This window comes from Cloacibacillus porcorum, from assembly GCF_001701045.1.
Classification (GTDB): Bacteria; Synergistota; Synergistia; order Synergistales; family Synergistaceae; genus Cloacibacillus; species Cloacibacillus porcorum.
The window spans coordinates 116161-133327 of the sequence record NZ_CP016757.1 but is presented as its reverse complement, the minus strand read 5'-3'; the positions used below and the strand labels follow the sequence as shown (position 1 = coordinate 133327).

Below are 17167 nucleotides of genomic sequence, written 5' to 3'. Positions count from 1 at the left end.
CGCCGCGGACGCCGCCAAAAGCTGATTTATACCGCTTATTTCCCCTCACGGGGCGGCTTCCGCGACGGACCTGTATTTATATTATCTTTTTTTATCCGCGTATTGGAGCGTCACCCATTTAAGCTCCGAGTACACGTCCACGGAAAACTTTCCGCTCTCCTTGGCGAAGCCGCTCATCTTTACGCCTCCCGACGGAGCGGTGCAGCTCGTGCTGACGACCGTCGAGTCGTTGACGTGGACCATCCCGGCCTGCATCTTGAGGCTCAGCTGAATGGCAAGATTCAAATCGTTGGTCAGTATGCTCGACGAAAGGCCGTACTCGTTATCGTTCGCCAGCTCCAGGGCGTGCGCCGGGTCCTTCGCGCGGAAAATGGAGACGACAGGGCCGAAACTTTCCTGATAGAAGATATCCATCTCCGGCGTCACATCCGCGAGAATGGTGGGCTGGAAGAAGGAGCCTTCGTGCGTGCCGCCGCAGAGGACTTTGGCGCCTTTAGAGAGGGCGTCTCTGATCTGCCCGTCAATGAAATCACACTGGGATGGATCGATCAGCGGACCGACGAGCGTATCTTTCTCGTGCGGGTCGCCGACCTTGAAGTTTTTCGCCTGTTTGAGCATTTGTTCACAAACAGCATCGTACAGAGGTTCCTCCACAATGATACGCGAGGTGGCTATGCAGGTCTGTCCCTGATTGTAGAAGGATCCGTAAGCGGCCAGTTCGGCGGCCTTAGCCGCGTCGAAATCTTTCAGTACGATCAGAGGGTTCTTGCCGCCCAGTTCCAGCGCGTATTTTTTCAGATTCTTGGCGGCCTTTGCCGCAATGCCGCGTCCTACGGGGCTGGAGCCGGTAAAGGTCACGCATTTGACGCGGGGGTCCTCTACCAGGATATCGCCGACTATGCCTCCCGGCCCCGGAATGACGTTCAGCACGCCGGCCGGCAGTCCGGCCATCTCGAAGGCCTTGGCGACGAGATAACCCGTCGCGGGGGTGTAAGAGGCTGGTTTCAGGACTATGGTATTTCCAATGGCCAGCGCATAAGCGATTTTTTTCATAGTGATGTTGATCGGGAAATTGAACGGCGCGATCGCCGCGACTACGCCGAGCGGCACGCGTACCGCGAGGGAAAGCTGCCCATTAGACGTCGGCTGAAGGACCTCTCCTTCGGCCCGGCGGCATTCTCCCGCCGCGACGCGGAGTGTGTTCGCGGAGGCGGTGACCTCTCCGTTTGCCTTCATGAAGGTAGAGCCCGCCTCTTCGATCAGTATCTCGATCGCCTCTTCCCGCAGCGCCTCGATATTATCGGCGGCTTTCAGCAGTATCTTCTCTCTCTGGCTCGCAAGGAGCGAGGACCATCCCGCAAACGCACCCTCCGCCGCCGCCAGCGCGGCTTCGACCTCTTTTTTACCCGCCGTGTGAACGCGCGCGAACAACGAACCATCCGCCGGGTTCAGATCGTCGACGATTTTACCGGTCTCTGTCTCTATCCACTCGCCGTTGATATAAAGTTTATATTCTCTCATCTTTGTATTACCTACCCTTCCCGTACATATACGAAACCTTCCATCAGGCGTCTGGCGGTACGGCCGATCATCCCGCAGGTGACGTCGTATCCGCCTTCGGCGTTTTCCGCCAAACGTCCGTCGACCTCCATGATGCCGAATGGGTGGCCGATGCGTAGGCTCTCGAATTTTGCCCCGCCGCATGAACTCTCGTGCAGCAGCCTGTTGATCACGGAGCCGGGAAGATTGGCCGCCGCCAGCGCGCAAATTCCCGGTAAGGCCATGTGCGCCTGAATCATTTTCATACCCAGGGAGAACATCCGCCCCACATAGTCGACGCTCTCTTTTTTGATGAGGCGGCCGTCGCCCGCGGTATAGTCCTTCGACGTCGTACAGAGGGAGATTTTCGGCAGCGTTTGGCTGTTGACCGCCGCATCTTCAAGGTCGCTCGCGAGGCCCAGTGAAATGGCGCATGTGCCGCGGATTATCTCAAGAAGCCTGCATATTTCGCCGCTGTTGGGCAGCGCCTCAAATTCAGCCGGAAGCTCGAGCCCGCTGAGGCCGAACTGCTCGGCGCGCACAAATACGGTGGGGTTGCCTACGTCCAAAAGTGAGTATTCATAGGTCTTTCCGTCGATGACGATCGTATCAAGCGGGCTGCCGGTGGGCAGCAGCCTGCCCGACACCGCTCCCTGAGGATTGCTGAATTCTATCTGTATCTTAGCGCCGGTACCCGGCACGCCGTCTATCTCAAAATTTCCCTCCGTCAAAGCGCGTCCGTTCCCGACGGGAACGTGCAGGACCATAAGCTTATTGGTGTTCGTGTTGAAAACCCGGACGCTTGTGACGGGCTCCACCGCCTCCACAAGTCCTTCATCAATGGCAAATGGACCCACGGCCGAAGATATATTCCCGCAGTTCATCGTCTTGCCTACGATTGAGCTTTCGGGGCTCACCTGACGGAAAGTGTAGTCTATGTCCACCCCTTCCCGGGAGCTTTTCTTTATTATGGCGACTTTGCTTGTCGTCGTCGTCCCGCCGCCCATGCCGTCAATTTGGCGGACGTCTGGGCTGCCCAGCGCGCTCAATATTATCTTGTCGCGCAGGCTTTCGTCTTCCGGCAGGTCTTTTTCATGAAAGAACAGCGCCTTGCTCGTTCCGCCCCGCATGAAAACGCACGGTATTTTTGTATTCGGCTTCATAACGCAGCCTCCCTTTCCTGATGCAATTTGTCTATTGCGGCGTGTATCAATAATCCCGTGAGGGCTTCAGCCGCTTTGCCTGTAAGAGCCTGGCTCTCCGATCAGTTATTTCCCGCTATTTGAATTTACGACGGCCTCAATTACCTCCGGCCAAGCGTGAGGCGGCTTTTCCGCGAAATGCTCTTTAAGATTAAGTTTGGCGATCAGGTCGTGTTTTTTAGAGGCGGCTTCCGCGACTGTGCTGTCTATGCCCGCGTCACGGAGCATTTCCATGCAGCCGGAAAGTTCCGCGGTGCGCCTTGCCGCATGCAGCGCGGTGCCGACGGAGAGGCGGTCCAGCGTCTGCTCGAAGGTGCATTCCTCTAAAGTTTTGCAGATGCCCGGAACTACCCGGTCCGCGATGCCCAGTGTGACGGCCGCCTCCAGCGTCTCCATCACTACGGCCGCCATACCCTTCATACATAAGCTGCGCACCAGTTTAATTCCCGAGGCCGCGCCCGGCTCGTCGCCGACGATCTCGATTTTCATCCCATAGGGAGACATCGTTTCAAAGAAACGGGCGGCTCCCGCTCCCGACGCCAGGATGGGAACTTTGTGTTTGAATTTGGGCAATACCCCCATCATCGCGGCATCAACAAAATCGGCGCCATATTTACCGGCCAGCAGCGCCGCGGCCTTCTTGACGGCGGGGGAGGCCGCCGTGAGATCGACGTAAAGCTGTCCAGGGCGGAAATATTCCGCGATCGTCTCGCAGGTGTGCAGCGTGACGCTCGCCGGGACCGCTACCATGACCAGGTCGCTCGCGGCGATAACCTCCGCGGCCGAAGGAAGAAGTTTGACCGCCGACAGCCCGGCGCGGTTTTTTATTTGCGGGCCGAAGACCGGATGTTCTATCATATTGTCAAACGCGACAATATCCTTGAGCCCTTCGCCCCTTAGCCCCGTGCTCATCTCAAACGCGGCTTCGCCAAAACCTATATATCCTAAAACCATCTCTATCACGCCTCCTTGGAATAGACATCCATAAGCCAATAACCTTCGTGTGCCGCCTTAAAGTTACCTCTTCGTCGGCTCGGCATAAGAGCCGTCAGGCCGTCACTTCCTTTATTTGGACTTTTTAAACCTTGTACGTATTCAGCGGCGGCCGCCTTTTCCGCCTGCATGTTTTGTTCGGGGCGCTGCCTGTTAAGGAAAGGGAAAGACTAAAATCCCTGTAAAATGTTTTGCCGCGCCTGTCAGAGGGCGGCGCCTTCGATATTTCCGCCGCCGACGCTGACGCGGCAATTCGGCGCATTCCGTACCGTCAATTCCCGCGCGCGCCGCATCAGCGCGTCGTTGACACCCATCAGCGCCTTTTCTTCCATCTGATACTCCCGCCCGCACATGGCATACTTTGCCGCGCCGAAATTGTGGAAGGGAAGCAGGTTGATTTCCGGATGGACAGGCAGTTCGTTTACAAACTTCGCCGCCTGGATGATATCCTCCTCGGCCGTAACGCCCTCTATTATCAGCCGGCGAATAATAACGTTGGGGCTGCCCTTCGCCTTCGCAAGGGAACATAGCTTCTCCATATTTTGAAGTATTATTTTATTGTCCACGCCGGTGTATTTTTTATGGATACCGGCGTCAAAGATCTTTAAATCAAAAAAAACGAGGTCGCAGTACCGTGCCACACTTTCAAATTTTTCCCATTCCGCATATCCTGACGTCTCTATCGTGGTATGGAGATAATTCGCGCGGCAGACCCGCAGAAAATCCGAGGCAAATTCACTCTGCAGCAGCACCTCCCCTCCCGACAGCGAAACTCCGCCGCTGTTCCTGCGAAAGAACAGCGCATGTTTTTGAACCTCTTTAAACAACTCCGAGACCGTATATTGTTCTCCGGACATTCTCCTCGCGTCCGTTACGCAGGGAGCGATACATTTTCCGCAGCCGGTACAGCGCGCAAAATCCATCCGTATCCCGCCCTCTTCAAAACTGTTCGCCGAAGCCGGACAGAGGTCAAGGCACTTTCCGCAGCCGCCGCATTTATTCTGATTGAAAATAAGCTGCGGCTCCATACTCAGGCCAAAGGGATTGCTGCACCACATACATCTCAACGGGCAGCCTTTAAAGAAAACCATGGTCCTCATTCCGGGGCCGTCTTCGTTGCGATAACCCTCGATATCGTAAATAATCGCCGTTTTCTCCGCCCTGTTCTCTGCCATGAGGCTGCCTCCCTTCCCGGATAATAATGTACGGCCCTTCTCAGACGCCCGGCATTTGACAAAAATGGCCGGCCTTTAAAAATTATGTTCGGTGCGGTTGATGATATCGTTCTGCGTCTTTACTCCGAGGTCGGTCCAATAGGCGCTGTATCCCGCCACCCGTACGATCAGCGTCGGATATTTTTCCGGATTTTTCTGCGCCTCCAACAGCGTTTTCTTATTCACCGTATTGAACTGCACATGGTAGATGCCCATGTCGTTGAGCATCGTGCGGACCAGGTTCGCAAGGTTTCTCATGCCAGCCGGTTTATAAACGGGTTCGACATAGGTCCCCTCCGGCGTATTGACGGCGGGCATACCGAACGGGGGAAGGCTCTCCGCCCGGTCGTCCCGTTCAAGATCTTCCTCGATCAGCTCGCCGCGGTTCACCCACATGTTCAGAAGCGTACCGTTTGTGAAGAGGGAAAAATCAAACTTTCCATAGCTCATCGCGGCGGCCACCGGGCCGTGGATGTCGGCCTGCTGAGAGGCGGACATCGTATCGGAAAAGGGAGAACCGGCGAGGCGGCCGTCCGGCGTCGCGCGGGTAGACTCGCCGTATCCTACGTTGGCCTGTACCGTCTTGATTCCCGGGTCCGCATAATGCCCCAGATATGTTTTATGAGAGCGTACCTCATCGGCGCAGAATTCCCACAGGTCGATCCCGATGCTGTCGGCATAATCGTCGTTATTGCCGTACTTCGGGGCCTTCCTGAGTTTGGCGCGCAATTCCTCGTATCCCGCGAAATCTGCCTCAATCGCGGCCCGAATATCCGCGATCGTCGCCTCTTTATCCTCATATACGACCTTCTTGATCGCGGCCAGAGAATCGATCAGCGTACCCAGCCCCATTATCTGTACTGAGGGGCCGATATTGCAGTAGGCTCCGCCCTGAGTAACGTCTTTGCCCCGCAAAACCGCGTCGCGGCAGAACATGGTGAAGGTCGGAAGGGCAAAACGCTCCGCGATGATTTTTTCGCCGACCGTCAGGCCGATGTGGCAGATATCGATCGTGTGCGCTATCTGCGCCTTGACCGCCGCGAGAAATTCCTCAAATGTTTTGAGCTGCGTGGGGTCTCCCGTGCGGATGCTTATAAGCCTGCCGTTTTTCTCGCCGTTGAACAAAACCAGGTTGCAGCACTCGGGGATGTTGACGTTCCCCGCCTCCGTGTGGCCGAACTGGTGTCCCGCAAGGCCGACTTCGACGCACCCGATCGGGCCGCCGTATTCAAGTATCTGCCTTCTCGTGTAGGGGCTTTTCCCGTGCAGTCCGGCGGCGCGGCCCTCCAGCATGTCATACAGGGTCTCGCAGTTAAAAAACGACGGATGCCCCATACCCTCCGCGGCGAGAGCGCAGGCCTCATAAAGCAGGGAGTCCGGCGTTTTCTGGTGCAGCAGGATGCTGACGGTCGGCGCGTTCGTTTTGACATAGCGCATGGCCCGCAGGCAGAGGTAGGATAGTTCGTTCGTCGCGTCATGTCCGTGTTTGTCAAGGCCGCCGACATCCACATGGGCGTAACGATAGTAACCGCCGACGATATGCGATCTGGGCGTCGAGACGAACCACGGGTTCGACGTGCATTTGATATACAGCTCCTCGATAAACTCCATGGCCAGTTCGGGAGTGAGCGTCCCGTCGGCGATTCCCTGCCGGTAAAAGGGATACATATACTGGTCAAAACGGCCGTGTGTGGCGGAGGGACCGGCCCCCTCCATAAACTGGAACATGACGACCAGCCAGGCCATTTCTATCGCCTCGTAGAAGCTGCGCGGGGGATTCCAGGGGACCTGCCTCATAACCTTTTCCATATCAAGCAGCTCCTGCTTGCGGACCGGATCTGTCTCTCTGCGCGCTTTCTCCGACGCGGCGGCGGCGTAATTTTCCGCAAACTGCTTTATCGCCAGACAGACTTCGGATATGCCTATGTAGAACAGACGTTTATCCAGGGATTCGGGGACGTTCAGATCCAATTTATTGAGCTGCTCCTGGGCGGTCTCATAGTAATACCGAACGCCCTTTTCCATCAGTGTCGGGAAATCCGCGATGAAATGAGAGCCGCAGTTATTGAGGTAGTTTGCGATATCCACCTCACCGACAACGCCGCCGATGACAAGGTCGGGGTCGATGGGCAGCTGTTTTATGAGCAGCGCCGTTATGGTTTTATCCTTCCAATAGGGAATATGTACCTCTTTCAGCTCTTTCTTATATTCGTCAGGCACGACGAACGGGTCGTACATGCGGGTCTCCAGCGCGTCCAGATCGTCGCCGATCCAATGCGCGTGGGTATCGAGGCATATCTGGGCGCCCCTGATTTTGCCCGCCGCCCAACCGGCCAGCCGTTCATGGTCATAAATGACCGGTTTGAAGGACCGGTACATCTCCGCGCTGGCCTTATACCGGCGAAGCAGCTCCGGCTCCCCTTCAGTCTCCCGGTAGACCTTTGTAAACGCTCTGGCGCGCTGTATATCAATGCTCGGACGGGTAGCGTGCAGGAGCCCGTTTAACTCTTGTATACGTTTTGTACTTCCAGTTTTTGCCACTTTTCCGGAACGGATATCAAGCCCCAGCGCACCGCCCGTCTTTTTCTGTGTAACAGTCTGAGACATCTCTATACCTCGCTTTCCAGCCTGTTTTTTGTAAGATGGAGATACTCTCTGCGAAATCAGAGAGTATCCCGCATCAGCCGCCCTCTCAGCACACGGGACAACCGCTTTGATCTGCCCGCCGCCGTCAGGCGTATCGTCCTTCAAACGGCGGCCGCCTTACCTCCAGCGGGAGGTGTCAAGCTTGCCGGCGTCATATTGCGCCTGCAGACGGGCGACCTCGGCGATAACTTTATCCAGGTATTCGGCGCCGATCTCTTTTCTATAAATGTCGTATGTCGGCATCATCGCCTTTTTCCAGGCCGCTTTCTGTTCCGGGGTCAAACGTATGATTTCCATCTTGCTTTTCTGTTTGAAGAAATCCAGGACGTTATCGTTTTGTTTTATGCACTCCCGGCGGTGGACCTCCGTCATGTAGGCGGCAGCCTCGTCAATCGCGGCGCGGATGTCCGCGGGCACGGAGTTGTAAAGTTTCGTATTTACACAGAAAACTGTAATGTCGTAGAAATGTTCCGTCAGCGTCAGATACTTCTGGACTTCGTAGAAACTCATATCCTGAATGTTAAGCAGCGGATTTTCCTGTCCGTCAATGACATTCTGCTGAAGAGCCGTAAATAGTTCGCTGAAGACCATCGGCACCGCGGAGGCGCCCGCCTTCTCGAAGGCCGTCATATGGACTTTGTTTGACATTGTCCTGATCTTCCGGCCGACAACATCCTTTGGCTCTACTATGCGCACATTGCTGGTAAGAGAGCGCATCCCGTTTTCCATAAAGCCAATGACGCTTATGCCGCTTTTGCCGACCGGCCCCTTAAGCTCCTGCCCCATCGGCCCGTCCTCGAAAGCATAGGCGACGTCTACATTGTTGAATAGATAGGGCAGATTGAAGGCGTAAAATTTTGACGAGAAAGTAGAGAGCGGCGCCATAGACACGTCTATGAACTCAATGGAGCCGATGTCGACGCCTTCGATCAGTTCCTGGATCGTACCGAGCGAGCCGCTGTCATAAACCGTCAGTTTCACACGTCCGTTCGTCAATTCGCCGAGTTTGTCCGCGAAGGCCCGGGCGCCGATCGTCAGCGGATGTTTGGGCCCCAAAGCCTCTCCGTATTTCCATTCATATTCCGGTTTCGCGGGAGCCGCCGCGGCACACGAGACAAACAGCAGGATAACAACCAACATCTGCGCGATAATGAATAGACCTCTTCCTTTTTTCATTACAATTTCCCTCCTAGCGTTTTTGTTTTTCACTATATTTTTTGTAACATAGAGTGCGCAAAGATAATAACTTCAATATCCCATCATCGTCGGCAGCCAGAGAGTTACGGCGGGAACGAAGGTGACGATCAAAGCGAGCGCTATCCCAATCACCACAAAGGGCATTATGACCTTACATAACTCCTCTATCGTTACATTGCCGACACTGGTCCCCACATAGAGGCATACGCCGACGGGGGGAGTGAAGAAACCGATTATCAGGTTGATCGTGACCATCGCGCCGAAATGGACGAGATTTAAGCCCAACTGTTCGGCTAGGGGCAAAAGACACGGTACGAACATGACGACCGCCGCGCCAAGATCCATCAGACAGCCTACGAACAACAAGAGGAGATTGAGCAGCAGAAGGATGATGATCTTATTGGAGGTCATGGCGGTCAATTCATTAGCGATCGCCTGGGGGATCTGCAAAATGGTCAGAATTCTGGAAAGGGCCGTTGCCATCCCGACGACGAGCATGAGGACGGAAGAGGCCACCGCCGAATCAAAGAGGATCTTTGGCATATGTTTCAGCTTCAGCTTTTTTGTTACGAACAGCCCGACTACGATGGCGTAAAATACGGCGATCGTCGCAGCCTCCGTGGGCGTGTACATGCCGCCGTAAATACCGCCGAGAATTATGACCGGCATAACCAAGGCGACCAGACTGTCGAGGAAAGTCTTCCAAAGCACCCTGAAACTGAATTTCCGTGTCGCGACGATATTATTTTTCTTGGCCAGATAGGTGCAGTAAAGCATCAGCATCAGCCCCAGGATGACGCCGGGCACGGCGCCCGCCAAAAACATGGCCGCTATTGAGGTACCGGCGGTAATGGAATATACGATCATCGGAATGCTGGGCGGGATCATCGGCCCGATGCAGGAACTCGCCACGCATATTCCCGTCGCCTGCGCCTTATCATACCCATCTTCTTCCAGGGAAGGGATCATGATGCTGCCGATCGCCGCGCAGCTTGCTACGGCCGAACCGGAGATGGTGGCAAAGAACATATTCGCAATGACCGAAACATGTCCCAGGCCGCCCTGCAGGCCGCCGACCATCGCCTTTGAAAGATTGATGAGTTTATCAGTCACGCCGCTGGCGTTCATGAGGTTACCGGCGAGGATAAAAAACGGGATAGCCAAGAAAGTAAAGCTGTTAATGGAAGAATAGAGCGTAGTCGGAAACGCCGACATGTTTATATTTCCGACAAAAGCATAATAATACAGCGCGCTCGCACCTAAGCAGCAGGCAATCGGCGCTCCAAAAGCCATCAGCACAACCGCGATCAAAATCCACATCTCTCTTCAACTCCTTCTTTTCACACTTAACTCTTACTGCTCTTTCCCAATTCAGCCGGCGGCAGCATCTCTACGTTATCGATTCGGACCTGCAGCCTTAACACACCCTCAGGCGCTACAAACAGGCGAACAATTTCCTCGACAGAGTAAAACACCATAAGACCGAAGGAAACGGGGAAGGCCAGAAAGACATATGCCATGGAGATGTCCATCGTCTCCGCCACACGATATATATATCGTTCAACCAATACCACGCTCTGGTATGTGAGCACGCCGTAGAAAACGAGCATACATATATCCACGGCGATAGCGACATATCGTTTGATCTGAAACGGAAAGAAATTTACCAAGACCGTAACGCAGGCGTGTCCGCCCTTGCGGAGGGTAACGGCCGCGCCCAGAAAAGAGCACCATATCAAGAGGAACCGGCAGGCCTCCTCCATCCATGACGGCACAAAATGAAAAACACCGCGCGCTATGACCTGCGAGAAACAGATGATCGACATCATAGCCATCATAATGACTAAAATCCAATAAGCGATTTTCGACAACACCTCATTAATTCTTTCAATCGTTGTCAACAAGCATATCTCACCCTTTCTTTTTAAATAAAATGGACTCGGTTTGTAGTTGATAGATCTCACATTGTCAGATATCGGATAGAGGAATTTGGCGCGGAACATCTCTGTTTGGCGTATGGCGATGGCTGCGGCTGCATGACCAGACATCTTTCGTGCAGCTCATCAGAGGAAATTTCATTGCATGTAATGTGCTCACCATCTCCTATTCATTCAGTATATAAAATAAATATTTCATGTTGATACGAGAATATAATAAATTTATTTTTTTGTCAAGCTTCGATTTATTTATTCCAGTTTACAAACCGGTCCGCATTCGATAAAGGCACGCCAAAAGCTGACTATAGCGAAATAACCGCACGTAGACTTTGAATAATACGCTATCTTAGGATAACCTGCCAGAGTAAAATATATTGGATATTTTTGTATTTTAGCCAACGTTATTGACAAAAAAAGAATTTATGTTATCTTCATATATATATTAGTAATATTTATTCCATATCGTATTTTACATAAAGAATGGAGGATTCATATGTCTGTTGGCTTTAGGATTTTTCAATCGATCACTCGCCCGGCGAAGGAAATAGTTTCGTTATTTCAAGGCCTGCCTGTCGCAAATATTGCGGACAACATGGGGAGATTATATTGCGTTGAATCTGAGATCCGCCCTTTTAACAAAGTACCGCTTCTCGGGACGGCCTTTACCGTTAAAGTGGCGGGCGGCGACAATTTAATGTTCCATAAGGCGATCGAGCTGGCACAGCCGGGCGACGTCATCGTCGTAAACGGATTCGGCGCTGAACGGGCCCTATGCGGCGGCCTGATGATGGAAACGGCGCGCCAGAAGGGCATCAGGGGCTTCGTCATTGACGGGTACATCAGAGACAACGACGATATTTTAAATATGACTGATTTTTCGTGTTATGCGCGCGGCCTGACCGGGAACGGTCCCTACAAAAACGGCCCCGGGGAGATAGGGGGGCCGGTCGCATTGGGCAAACAGGTCGTAATGCCGGGGGATATTATCGTCGGAGACGCCGACGGCATCATCGTCGTTCCCAAGGATGACGCGGAGCGCATCGCTCTTGAGTCCAGAAAACTCCATTCTCTGGAGCAGGAAAAACTTGCGGCTTACGCCAACGGTAATGTCAACAGAGAGTGGCTCTATGACGCTTTGAAGAGCAAAGGATGCGAGATCATAGACTAGTGTACTAAGACAGCCGCCACAGAAAAATCTTATTTTTTGGCGGCGGCCGTTTAGCGGCGGTTCGTAATGCTCCCAACCATTACAGGCCGCCTGTACACGGTCTAAACAAAAATACCGCCGGCCCCGGTTAAATCGGAGGCCGGCGGTATTTTGCGGTGCAGGGCCGGTTACATAAACCCCATCAGCTTGGGAAGGAACATCGTGATCTGAGGGAATATGGAAAGGACCGCCATGCCGCAGAGCATCGAGAAGAGCAGCGGCAGGACCGGCGGCGTCAATTCTTCTATCGTCAGCCCGCTTATTCGGCAGCCGACAAAGAGGCTGACCGCTACCGGCGGCGTCACACAGCCGATCGCCACCATTATCGCGAGCATCACGCCAAACCACACCGGGTCCCAGCCAAAGTTGGCCATCACCGGCATGATGAGCGGCATGAATACGTACATCAGGGAGACGGCGTCCAGCAACATGCCGCCGATGAAGAGTATTATGTATATCATCAGCAGCGTCACATATTCGTTGCCGGAGATGCCGATGAGCAGCGCCGAGGTCTTTTCCACCAGCCCGACGCTGGCGCTGACCCACGAATAGAGGCCCGCGCAGGCGCTGATGAACATCACTATCGCGGAGCCGATGAGGGTATCAACCAGCACCTCATAGATCACCTTTATTGTAAGGGAGCGGTATACGAACACCCCGACAAAGAGTCCGTAGAAGCAAGCGACGGCCGCCGCCTCCGTCGGGGTAAAGATCCCGCCGTATATCCCGCCGAGGATTATCACGGGGATGAGGAGGGCGAATATGGCCTCCTTGAAGGCCGCCCTGAGGTCGCCCGGTTTTCTTTCGATGTTGTCCCCGCGGTATCCGTGCCTGCGGGAAGATAGGTAGACCGAGACGATCATGCAGAAGGCGATGATGAAGCCGGGGATGAAGCCCGCGGCGAAGATGGCGCCGATAGAGACGCCCGTGATCACGCCGTACATGATGAAGGCGATGCTCGGCGGTATGACCGAGGAGAGGCCGGAGGAGACGGAGACTACCGCCGTCGCAAAGGGCCTGCTGTATCCGGCGTCGACCATTCCGGGAATGAGGATGACGCCGAGCGCGGCCACCGTAGCGGCGGGCGAGCCGCTTACGGCGCCCCAGAAGGCGGCGACGATGACGGTCGCTATCGCCAGTCCGCCGGTGAGCTTGCCGAAGGATATCCGTATGAGGTTTATGATCCTCGTCGCGATCCCGGCCCGGCTCATGATGTTGCCCGCAAGGATGAAGTAGGGGATTGCCAGAAGCGGGAATTTAGCGATATTAGCGAAGAAGTTATAGCTCGTCATCGGCAGGCCGAGATCGCACTGCCACGCCACCGCCAGCGAAGCGATCCCGATCGATATCGCGATGGGGACTTTGATCAGCAGCAGGAACAGAAAGATCAGGACCGTCCATAGGGCCGGATCATATAAAACATCCATGAAGAAACTCCTCTCTAATAATTTCCGTTTCTGAGGTCAGAAACCAGGCGGACGGAGATGCGCACGACGGTGAGAATGGAAAGTATCGGCATCGAGACGGTGAAATAGCAGACCGGCAGCCCCATCGCCTCGGTTATTACCCCCATCTGCATCTCGTCGCAGACCTCCACATAACCCCAGTACATCAGGGTGAGGAAAAAGATTATGCTCATGAGCATCAGAAATATATAGAGATACTTTCTGACGGCCTTCGGAAAGCGGTCATACAACAGGGACACATCCATGTTCGCCCCATGCTTGAAGGCCAGCGATACGCCCAGCATCGTCGCCCAGACAAACATGTAGAGCGTCAGCTCCTCGGTAAAGGCCATGGAGAAGTGAAAGAAGTACCTGGTTATCACGTTGAAAAAACTTATTGAGACCATGAGCGCGAGAAAGAACGCGCCGAGTATCTCTTCTAAGTTATCTAGTATCTTTTTCATTGCAAATCCTCCCATAAATCCCGGCGGCGCCCGACTGTCCGCGCCGCCAGGATTTTACGCAGAAACGGCCGTTAACGGACAGAGGCCATATCCTTTTTGGCGAGGTCGATGAGATCCGCGCCGATGATCTTCGTCCATTTGTCGTAAACGCTCTCCGTCTTATTCCGGAACTGTTTGATCTGGTCGGGGGTGAGCACGTTCACCGCGGTCCCGTGGTCCTTGAGATAGGCTCTGGGGTCGACGGCTCCCGTCTTATTGTCGGCGGGCATCAGCCCCTTGGCCTTGAGCCAGCGCTCGGAGGTGCCGTCGTCAAGGTTCAGTCTGCTGAGGCATTTATTGTACATGCCAGCCTCGACGGCGCATTCGGCGATTATCTTCTGAATATCGGCGGGGAAGGAGTTCCAGACCTTTTTATTCGCCACGTAGACGAGCGGGTCTATCCAATAACTCCATTCGGTGACATACTTCTGGAACTCATAGACTTTGTAGGAGATGATGTACGAATATGGATTTTCATGGCCGTCGACGACGTTCTGCTGCAGCGAGGTGACGGTCTCATTCCAGTTGATGTTGACCGGATTGGCGCCCATCGCCTTGAATACGTCCATGAGCAGCGGGCTTCCCACGACGCGGATCTTCATATTTTTGAGGTCGTCGGGGGTCTTTACGGGACGGACGTTGTTCGTAAGCTCGCGCGCTCCCTGTTCACCCCAGCCGATCACCTCGACGCCCATCTTGCTGAGGCGCTGTTTGAGCTCCGCGCCGGCCTTTCCGTTCTCTATCGCGTCGAGCGCCTTGTATTTATTCGGCTCGGAGGAGACGAACCAGGGCAGGAGGAAGAGGTTGCCCGCGGGGAACTGCGGAGCCCAGTTCATGAAGGTCGAGATCGAGAAGTCGCCGACGCCGTTCTTCATCAGCATGAACTCGTTCGAAGCCTTTCCCGCGAAGAGCTGTCCGTTCCAGTATATTTTGATGTTCACCTTTCCGTCGGTGCGTTTCTTCACCTGTTCGGCGAAATATGCCACGGCCTTGCCGGGAGGCGTTATCTCCGAGACGTTCGTGCTCATCTTATATTCCGGCTTGAACTGCCCCGCCGCGAAAGAGGCGGAGACTGCGAACAATAACAGCATGACCACCATTGACGCTAGACTGATTTTCTTGAACATACTCATTACCTCCTGTTTTAATTATATTGCATTTGCATGTTTATGGTATATAAACATCTAGCCTTTGTAATCGATAATATTTCTTAACGGTCTGCCAGCGGAGAGATTCTCAATATTCTTCGCGATGACGCCGTACCTTCTCCACATCAGCTCTCTAGTCCAGGCGGAAGAATGCGGCGTGCAGATGACGTTGTCCAGCGATTCGAAGGGAAGCTCCGCGGGCGATATCTCGTCGTTCCGGTTCCTGGGATAACGCCACCACACGTCAAGCACGGCCCCGCCGAGGCGGTTTTCCCGGAGCGCCTCATACAGATCCGCCTCAACGATCAGCGGCCCGCGGGAGACGTTGATCAGCACGGCGCTATCCTTCATGACGGCGAGGCGTTCGGCGTTTATCATCCCCTCGGTCTCCGCCGTGAGCGGGCAGGCCAGCACCAGATAGTCCGCCTCTTTCAGAACGCGGTCCATCCCGCCGTTGTCCGTCAGAAGATCGGCTAAGCCGTCCGGGTCCTTAGCATATTTATCGACCGCCGTTATCCTCATCCCGAAGGCCCTCGCCCGCTTGGCGATCTCGCGCGCGATCCCGCCGAAACCGATCAGGGCCAGCGTCTTTGTGTAAAGCTCCCCGTGCGGCACCCGTGAATAGTAGAGCGACGCCCACCGGCGCGGGTCAAAGCGGCGGCGCATCTCCGAGAAACGAAGCTCGCACTCCAGCATCGCCGTCATGACATATTCCGCGATGGGGATCTGGTGCTCGTAGACGTTGCAGAGCAGGGAACCGGCGGGAAGAGAGTTCGTCTCTATCCCGTCCAGCCCCGCGCCGGGAACCTGGAGCACCCGGAAATCAGGGCCTTCGCCCGCCGGACGCCGGTATTTAAGTGTGATGACGACGTCGCTGCCCGCTATCTGGGGGTCATACTCCGCGGAGTAGGCAGCCTCCGCTGGAAGCTCTCTTATCTCAAGCTCCGCCGCGCACTGCTTTATAAGCTCCTCTTTATGTTTACAGGCTTCGCCTATCATGGATATCTTCATCGCAGACATGATCCCGTCCCCATTAAACGCGGTCAACGCCGCGGGCGCTCCCCGCCCCACATCTGAGCGACGATTTCCGATACGGCCTCTTCCGTGACCGGTACCGGGTTATAGCCGTTATCCGTCTCGATAGTGATACGCACGAGCTTATCAAGGTCCTTTTCGGCAAAGCCCGTCTCCCGGAGGCTGCTGGGGAGGCCGAGCTTCGCGCGCATATCGTAGATCGCGCCGCCGAGGTCGGAGACATCCGTTTTCAGCGCCGCCGCGATCGGGACAAGGGCGTCGGGGACACGGCGCGCGTGGAAGGCCGCGACATAGGGCAGCACAAGGGCGTGCGCCAGCCCGTGTTCAATATGGAAGGTGCCGCCAAGCACATGGGCCAGCCCGTGCTGCAGCGCGAAGCCGCCGGTGAGGGCTATACCCGCGAGATACGAACCTAACAGAAGCCTCTCCCGCGCCTCTATATCATCGGGAGCCGCCGCCACCGCCGGAGCCGCCTCAAAAACATGTTTCGCCCCCTCCGCCGCGGCGATCGCCACGACGGGGTTCACGGTGGAGACATAGACGGCGTCAACGCAGTGCGCGAGAGCGTTCATCGCGCTCGCGGCGCTCACCTTCACCGGCAGCGAAAGCGTAAGCTCGGGATCGTATATCAGCGTGCTCGCAAGCATGTTGAGGCTGATGTGCATCTGCTTCACGCCGTCGATCGTCATGCCGCAGAAACCGGTCACCTCGGAGCCTGAATATGTCGTCGCGATATTTATGATGGGAAGTTTTACCTCGTAGGCAATGCCTTTGGCCAATCCAACCGCGGCGCCGCCGCCGACGGCGACGAGGCAGTCCGCCCCCATCTCTCTTACCTTTTTCCTTCCCTCTATGGCCAGCTCTATCGGGACCTGCGACACCGCTTCCGGCAGGATGCCGACGCAGCTGCCGCCGATAAGCGCCGCCGTTCTCTCCGCCAGAGGCTTTCTGCCCGGCGTTGAAATTACCAGCGCCCTTTTGCCGCCGAGATGTTCGACCTCACCGGCGACATCTTTCAGCGATCCCCTTCCGAAGAGGATGCGGCCCGGTATCGCGTTATAGACCCCTCCGGGACATTTGAATGAAATCATCTTCCGTTCA

The 17167-nt window shown here is 55.0% G+C and carries 14 protein-coding genes; 1 reads left to right on the top strand and 13 read right to left on the bottom strand.

Annotation, left to right across the window (positions count from 1 at the left end; genetic code table 11):
• Positions 1–81: 81 nt before the first annotated feature.
• The 8 genes from BED41_RS00575 to BED41_RS00540 all read right to left on the bottom strand — a co-directional run bounded on the left by BED41_RS00575 (position 82) and on the right by BED41_RS00540 (position 10839).
• The gene (locus tag BED41_RS00575; RefSeq protein ID WP_066741727.1) at positions 82–1521 is read right to left on the bottom strand and encodes an aldehyde dehydrogenase family protein; all 1440 of its coding nucleotides are present in this window, start codon (positions 1519–1521) and stop codon (positions 82–84) included.
• An 11-nt stretch (positions 1522–1532) separates the two neighbouring features.
• On the bottom strand, positions 1533–2702 hold the full coding sequence (locus tag BED41_RS00570; RefSeq protein ID WP_066741724.1) for a 2-methylaconitate cis-trans isomerase PrpF family protein: 1170 nt from the start codon (positions 2700–2702) through the stop codon (positions 1533–1535).
• Between the two features lie 105 nt (positions 2703–2807).
• Positions 2808–3695 carry a DUF1932 domain-containing protein gene (locus tag BED41_RS00565; protein ID WP_066741721.1) on the bottom strand — a complete coding sequence of 296 codons (888 nt, stop codon included), beginning with the start codon at positions 3693–3695 and terminating at the stop codon, positions 2808–2810.
• Positions 3696–3937: 242 nt separating this feature from the next.
• Complete coding sequence (locus BED41_RS00560) at positions 3938–4909, bottom strand: glycyl-radical enzyme activating protein (RefSeq protein WP_066741718.1); 972 nt, start codon at positions 4907–4909, stop codon at positions 3938–3940.
• A gap of 75 nt (positions 4910–4984) precedes the next feature.
• On the bottom strand, positions 4985–7555 hold the full coding sequence (locus BED41_RS00555) for a glycyl radical protein (RefSeq protein ID WP_157102218.1): 2571 nt from the start codon (positions 7553–7555) through the stop codon (positions 4985–4987).
• A 156-nt stretch (positions 7556–7711) separates the two neighbouring features.
• On the bottom strand, positions 7712–8770 hold the full coding sequence (locus tag BED41_RS00550) for a DctP family TRAP transporter solute-binding subunit (protein WP_066741715.1): 1059 nt from the start codon (positions 8768–8770) through the stop codon (positions 7712–7714).
• A gap of 72 nt (positions 8771–8842) precedes the next feature.
• Positions 8843–10111 (bottom strand): TRAP transporter large permease, encoded by a 1269-nt coding sequence (locus tag BED41_RS00545; RefSeq protein ID WP_084002148.1) that lies wholly within the window; start codon positions 10109–10111, stop codon positions 8843–8845.
• A 26-nt stretch (positions 10112–10137) separates the two neighbouring features.
• Positions 10138–10839 (bottom strand): TRAP transporter small permease, encoded by a 702-nt coding sequence (locus BED41_RS00540; protein ID WP_066741713.1) that lies wholly within the window; start codon positions 10837–10839, stop codon positions 10138–10140.
• Between the two features lie 382 nt (positions 10840–11221).
• Between BED41_RS00540 and BED41_RS00535 the strand changes: the two genes are divergently transcribed.
• Complete coding sequence (locus BED41_RS00535; protein WP_066741710.1) at positions 11222–11896, top strand: RraA family protein; 675 nt, start codon at positions 11222–11224, stop codon at positions 11894–11896.
• 167 nt (positions 11897–12063) lie between these two features.
• On the opposite strand, the gene BED41_RS00530 is transcribed toward BED41_RS00535, so the two are convergent.
• The 5 genes from BED41_RS00530 to BED41_RS00510 all read right to left on the bottom strand — a co-directional run bounded on the left by BED41_RS00530 (position 12064) and on the right by BED41_RS00510 (position 17157).
• Positions 12064–13362: a TRAP transporter large permease gene (locus BED41_RS00530; protein ID WP_066741707.1), complete on the bottom strand. Its 1299-nt coding sequence runs from the start codon at positions 13360–13362 to the stop codon at positions 12064–12066.
• Between the two features lie 14 nt (positions 13363–13376).
• Positions 13377–13844, bottom strand: a complete 468-nt coding sequence (locus BED41_RS00525; RefSeq protein ID WP_066741704.1) for a TRAP transporter small permease — start codon at positions 13842–13844, stop codon at positions 13377–13379.
• A gap of 71 nt (positions 13845–13915) precedes the next feature.
• Positions 13916–15010: a DctP family TRAP transporter solute-binding subunit gene (locus BED41_RS00520; protein WP_066741703.1), complete on the bottom strand. Its 1095-nt coding sequence runs from the start codon at positions 15008–15010 to the stop codon at positions 13916–13918.
• Between the two features lie 57 nt (positions 15011–15067).
• The gene (locus BED41_RS00515; protein ID WP_084002145.1) at positions 15068–16078 is read right to left on the bottom strand and encodes a 2-hydroxyacid dehydrogenase; all 1011 of its coding nucleotides are present in this window, start codon (positions 16076–16078) and stop codon (positions 15068–15070) included.
• On the bottom strand, positions 16075–17157 hold the full coding sequence (locus BED41_RS00510; protein WP_066741700.1) for a maleylacetate reductase: 1083 nt from the start codon (positions 17155–17157) through the stop codon (positions 16075–16077). Before BED41_RS00510 ends, BED41_RS00515 begins: the two co-directional genes overlap by 4 nt.
• Between the last annotated feature and the right edge of the window lie 10 nt (positions 17158–17167).

Coding starts and splice junctions, on each gene's coding strand:
- BED41_RS00575 (WP_066741727.1), bottom strand. CDS start 1,521: ATGAGAGAATATAAACTTTATATCAACGGCGAGTGGATAGAGACAGAG.
- BED41_RS00570 (WP_066741724.1), bottom strand. CDS start 2,702: ATGAAGCCGAATACAAAAATACCGTGCGTTTTCATGCGGGGCGGAACG.
- BED41_RS00565 (WP_066741721.1), bottom strand. CDS start 3,695: ATGGTTTTAGGATATATAGGTTTTGGCGAAGCCGCGTTTGAGATGAGC.
- BED41_RS00560 (WP_066741718.1), bottom strand. CDS start 4,909: ATGGCAGAGAACAGGGCGGAGAAAACGGCGATTATTTACGATATCGAG.
- BED41_RS00555 (WP_157102218.1), bottom strand. CDS start 7,555: ATGTCTCAGACTGTTACACAGAAAAAGACGGGCGGTGCGCTGGGGCTT.
- BED41_RS00550 (WP_066741715.1), bottom strand. CDS start 8,770: ATGAAAAAAGGAAGAGGTCTATTCATTATCGCGCAGATGTTGGTTGTT.
- BED41_RS00545 (WP_084002148.1), bottom strand. CDS start 10,111: ATGTGGATTTTGATCGCGGTTGTGCTGATGGCTTTTGGAGCGCCGATT.
- BED41_RS00540 (WP_066741713.1), bottom strand. CDS start 10,839: ATGTCTGGTCATGCAGCCGCAGCCATCGCCATACGCCAAACAGAGATG.
- BED41_RS00535 (WP_066741710.1), top strand. CDS start 11,222: ATGTCTGTTGGCTTTAGGATTTTTCAATCGATCACTCGCCCGGCGAAG.
- BED41_RS00530 (WP_066741707.1), bottom strand. CDS start 13,362: ATGGATGTTTTATATGATCCGGCCCTATGGACGGTCCTGATCTTTCTG.
- BED41_RS00525 (WP_066741704.1), bottom strand. CDS start 13,844: ATGAAAAAGATACTAGATAACTTAGAAGAGATACTCGGCGCGTTCTTT.
- BED41_RS00520 (WP_066741703.1), bottom strand. CDS start 15,010: ATGTTCAAGAAAATCAGTCTAGCGTCAATGGTGGTCATGCTGTTATTG.
- BED41_RS00510 (WP_066741700.1), bottom strand. CDS start 17,157: ATGATTTCATTCAAATGTCCCGGAGGGGTCTATAACGCGATACCGGGC.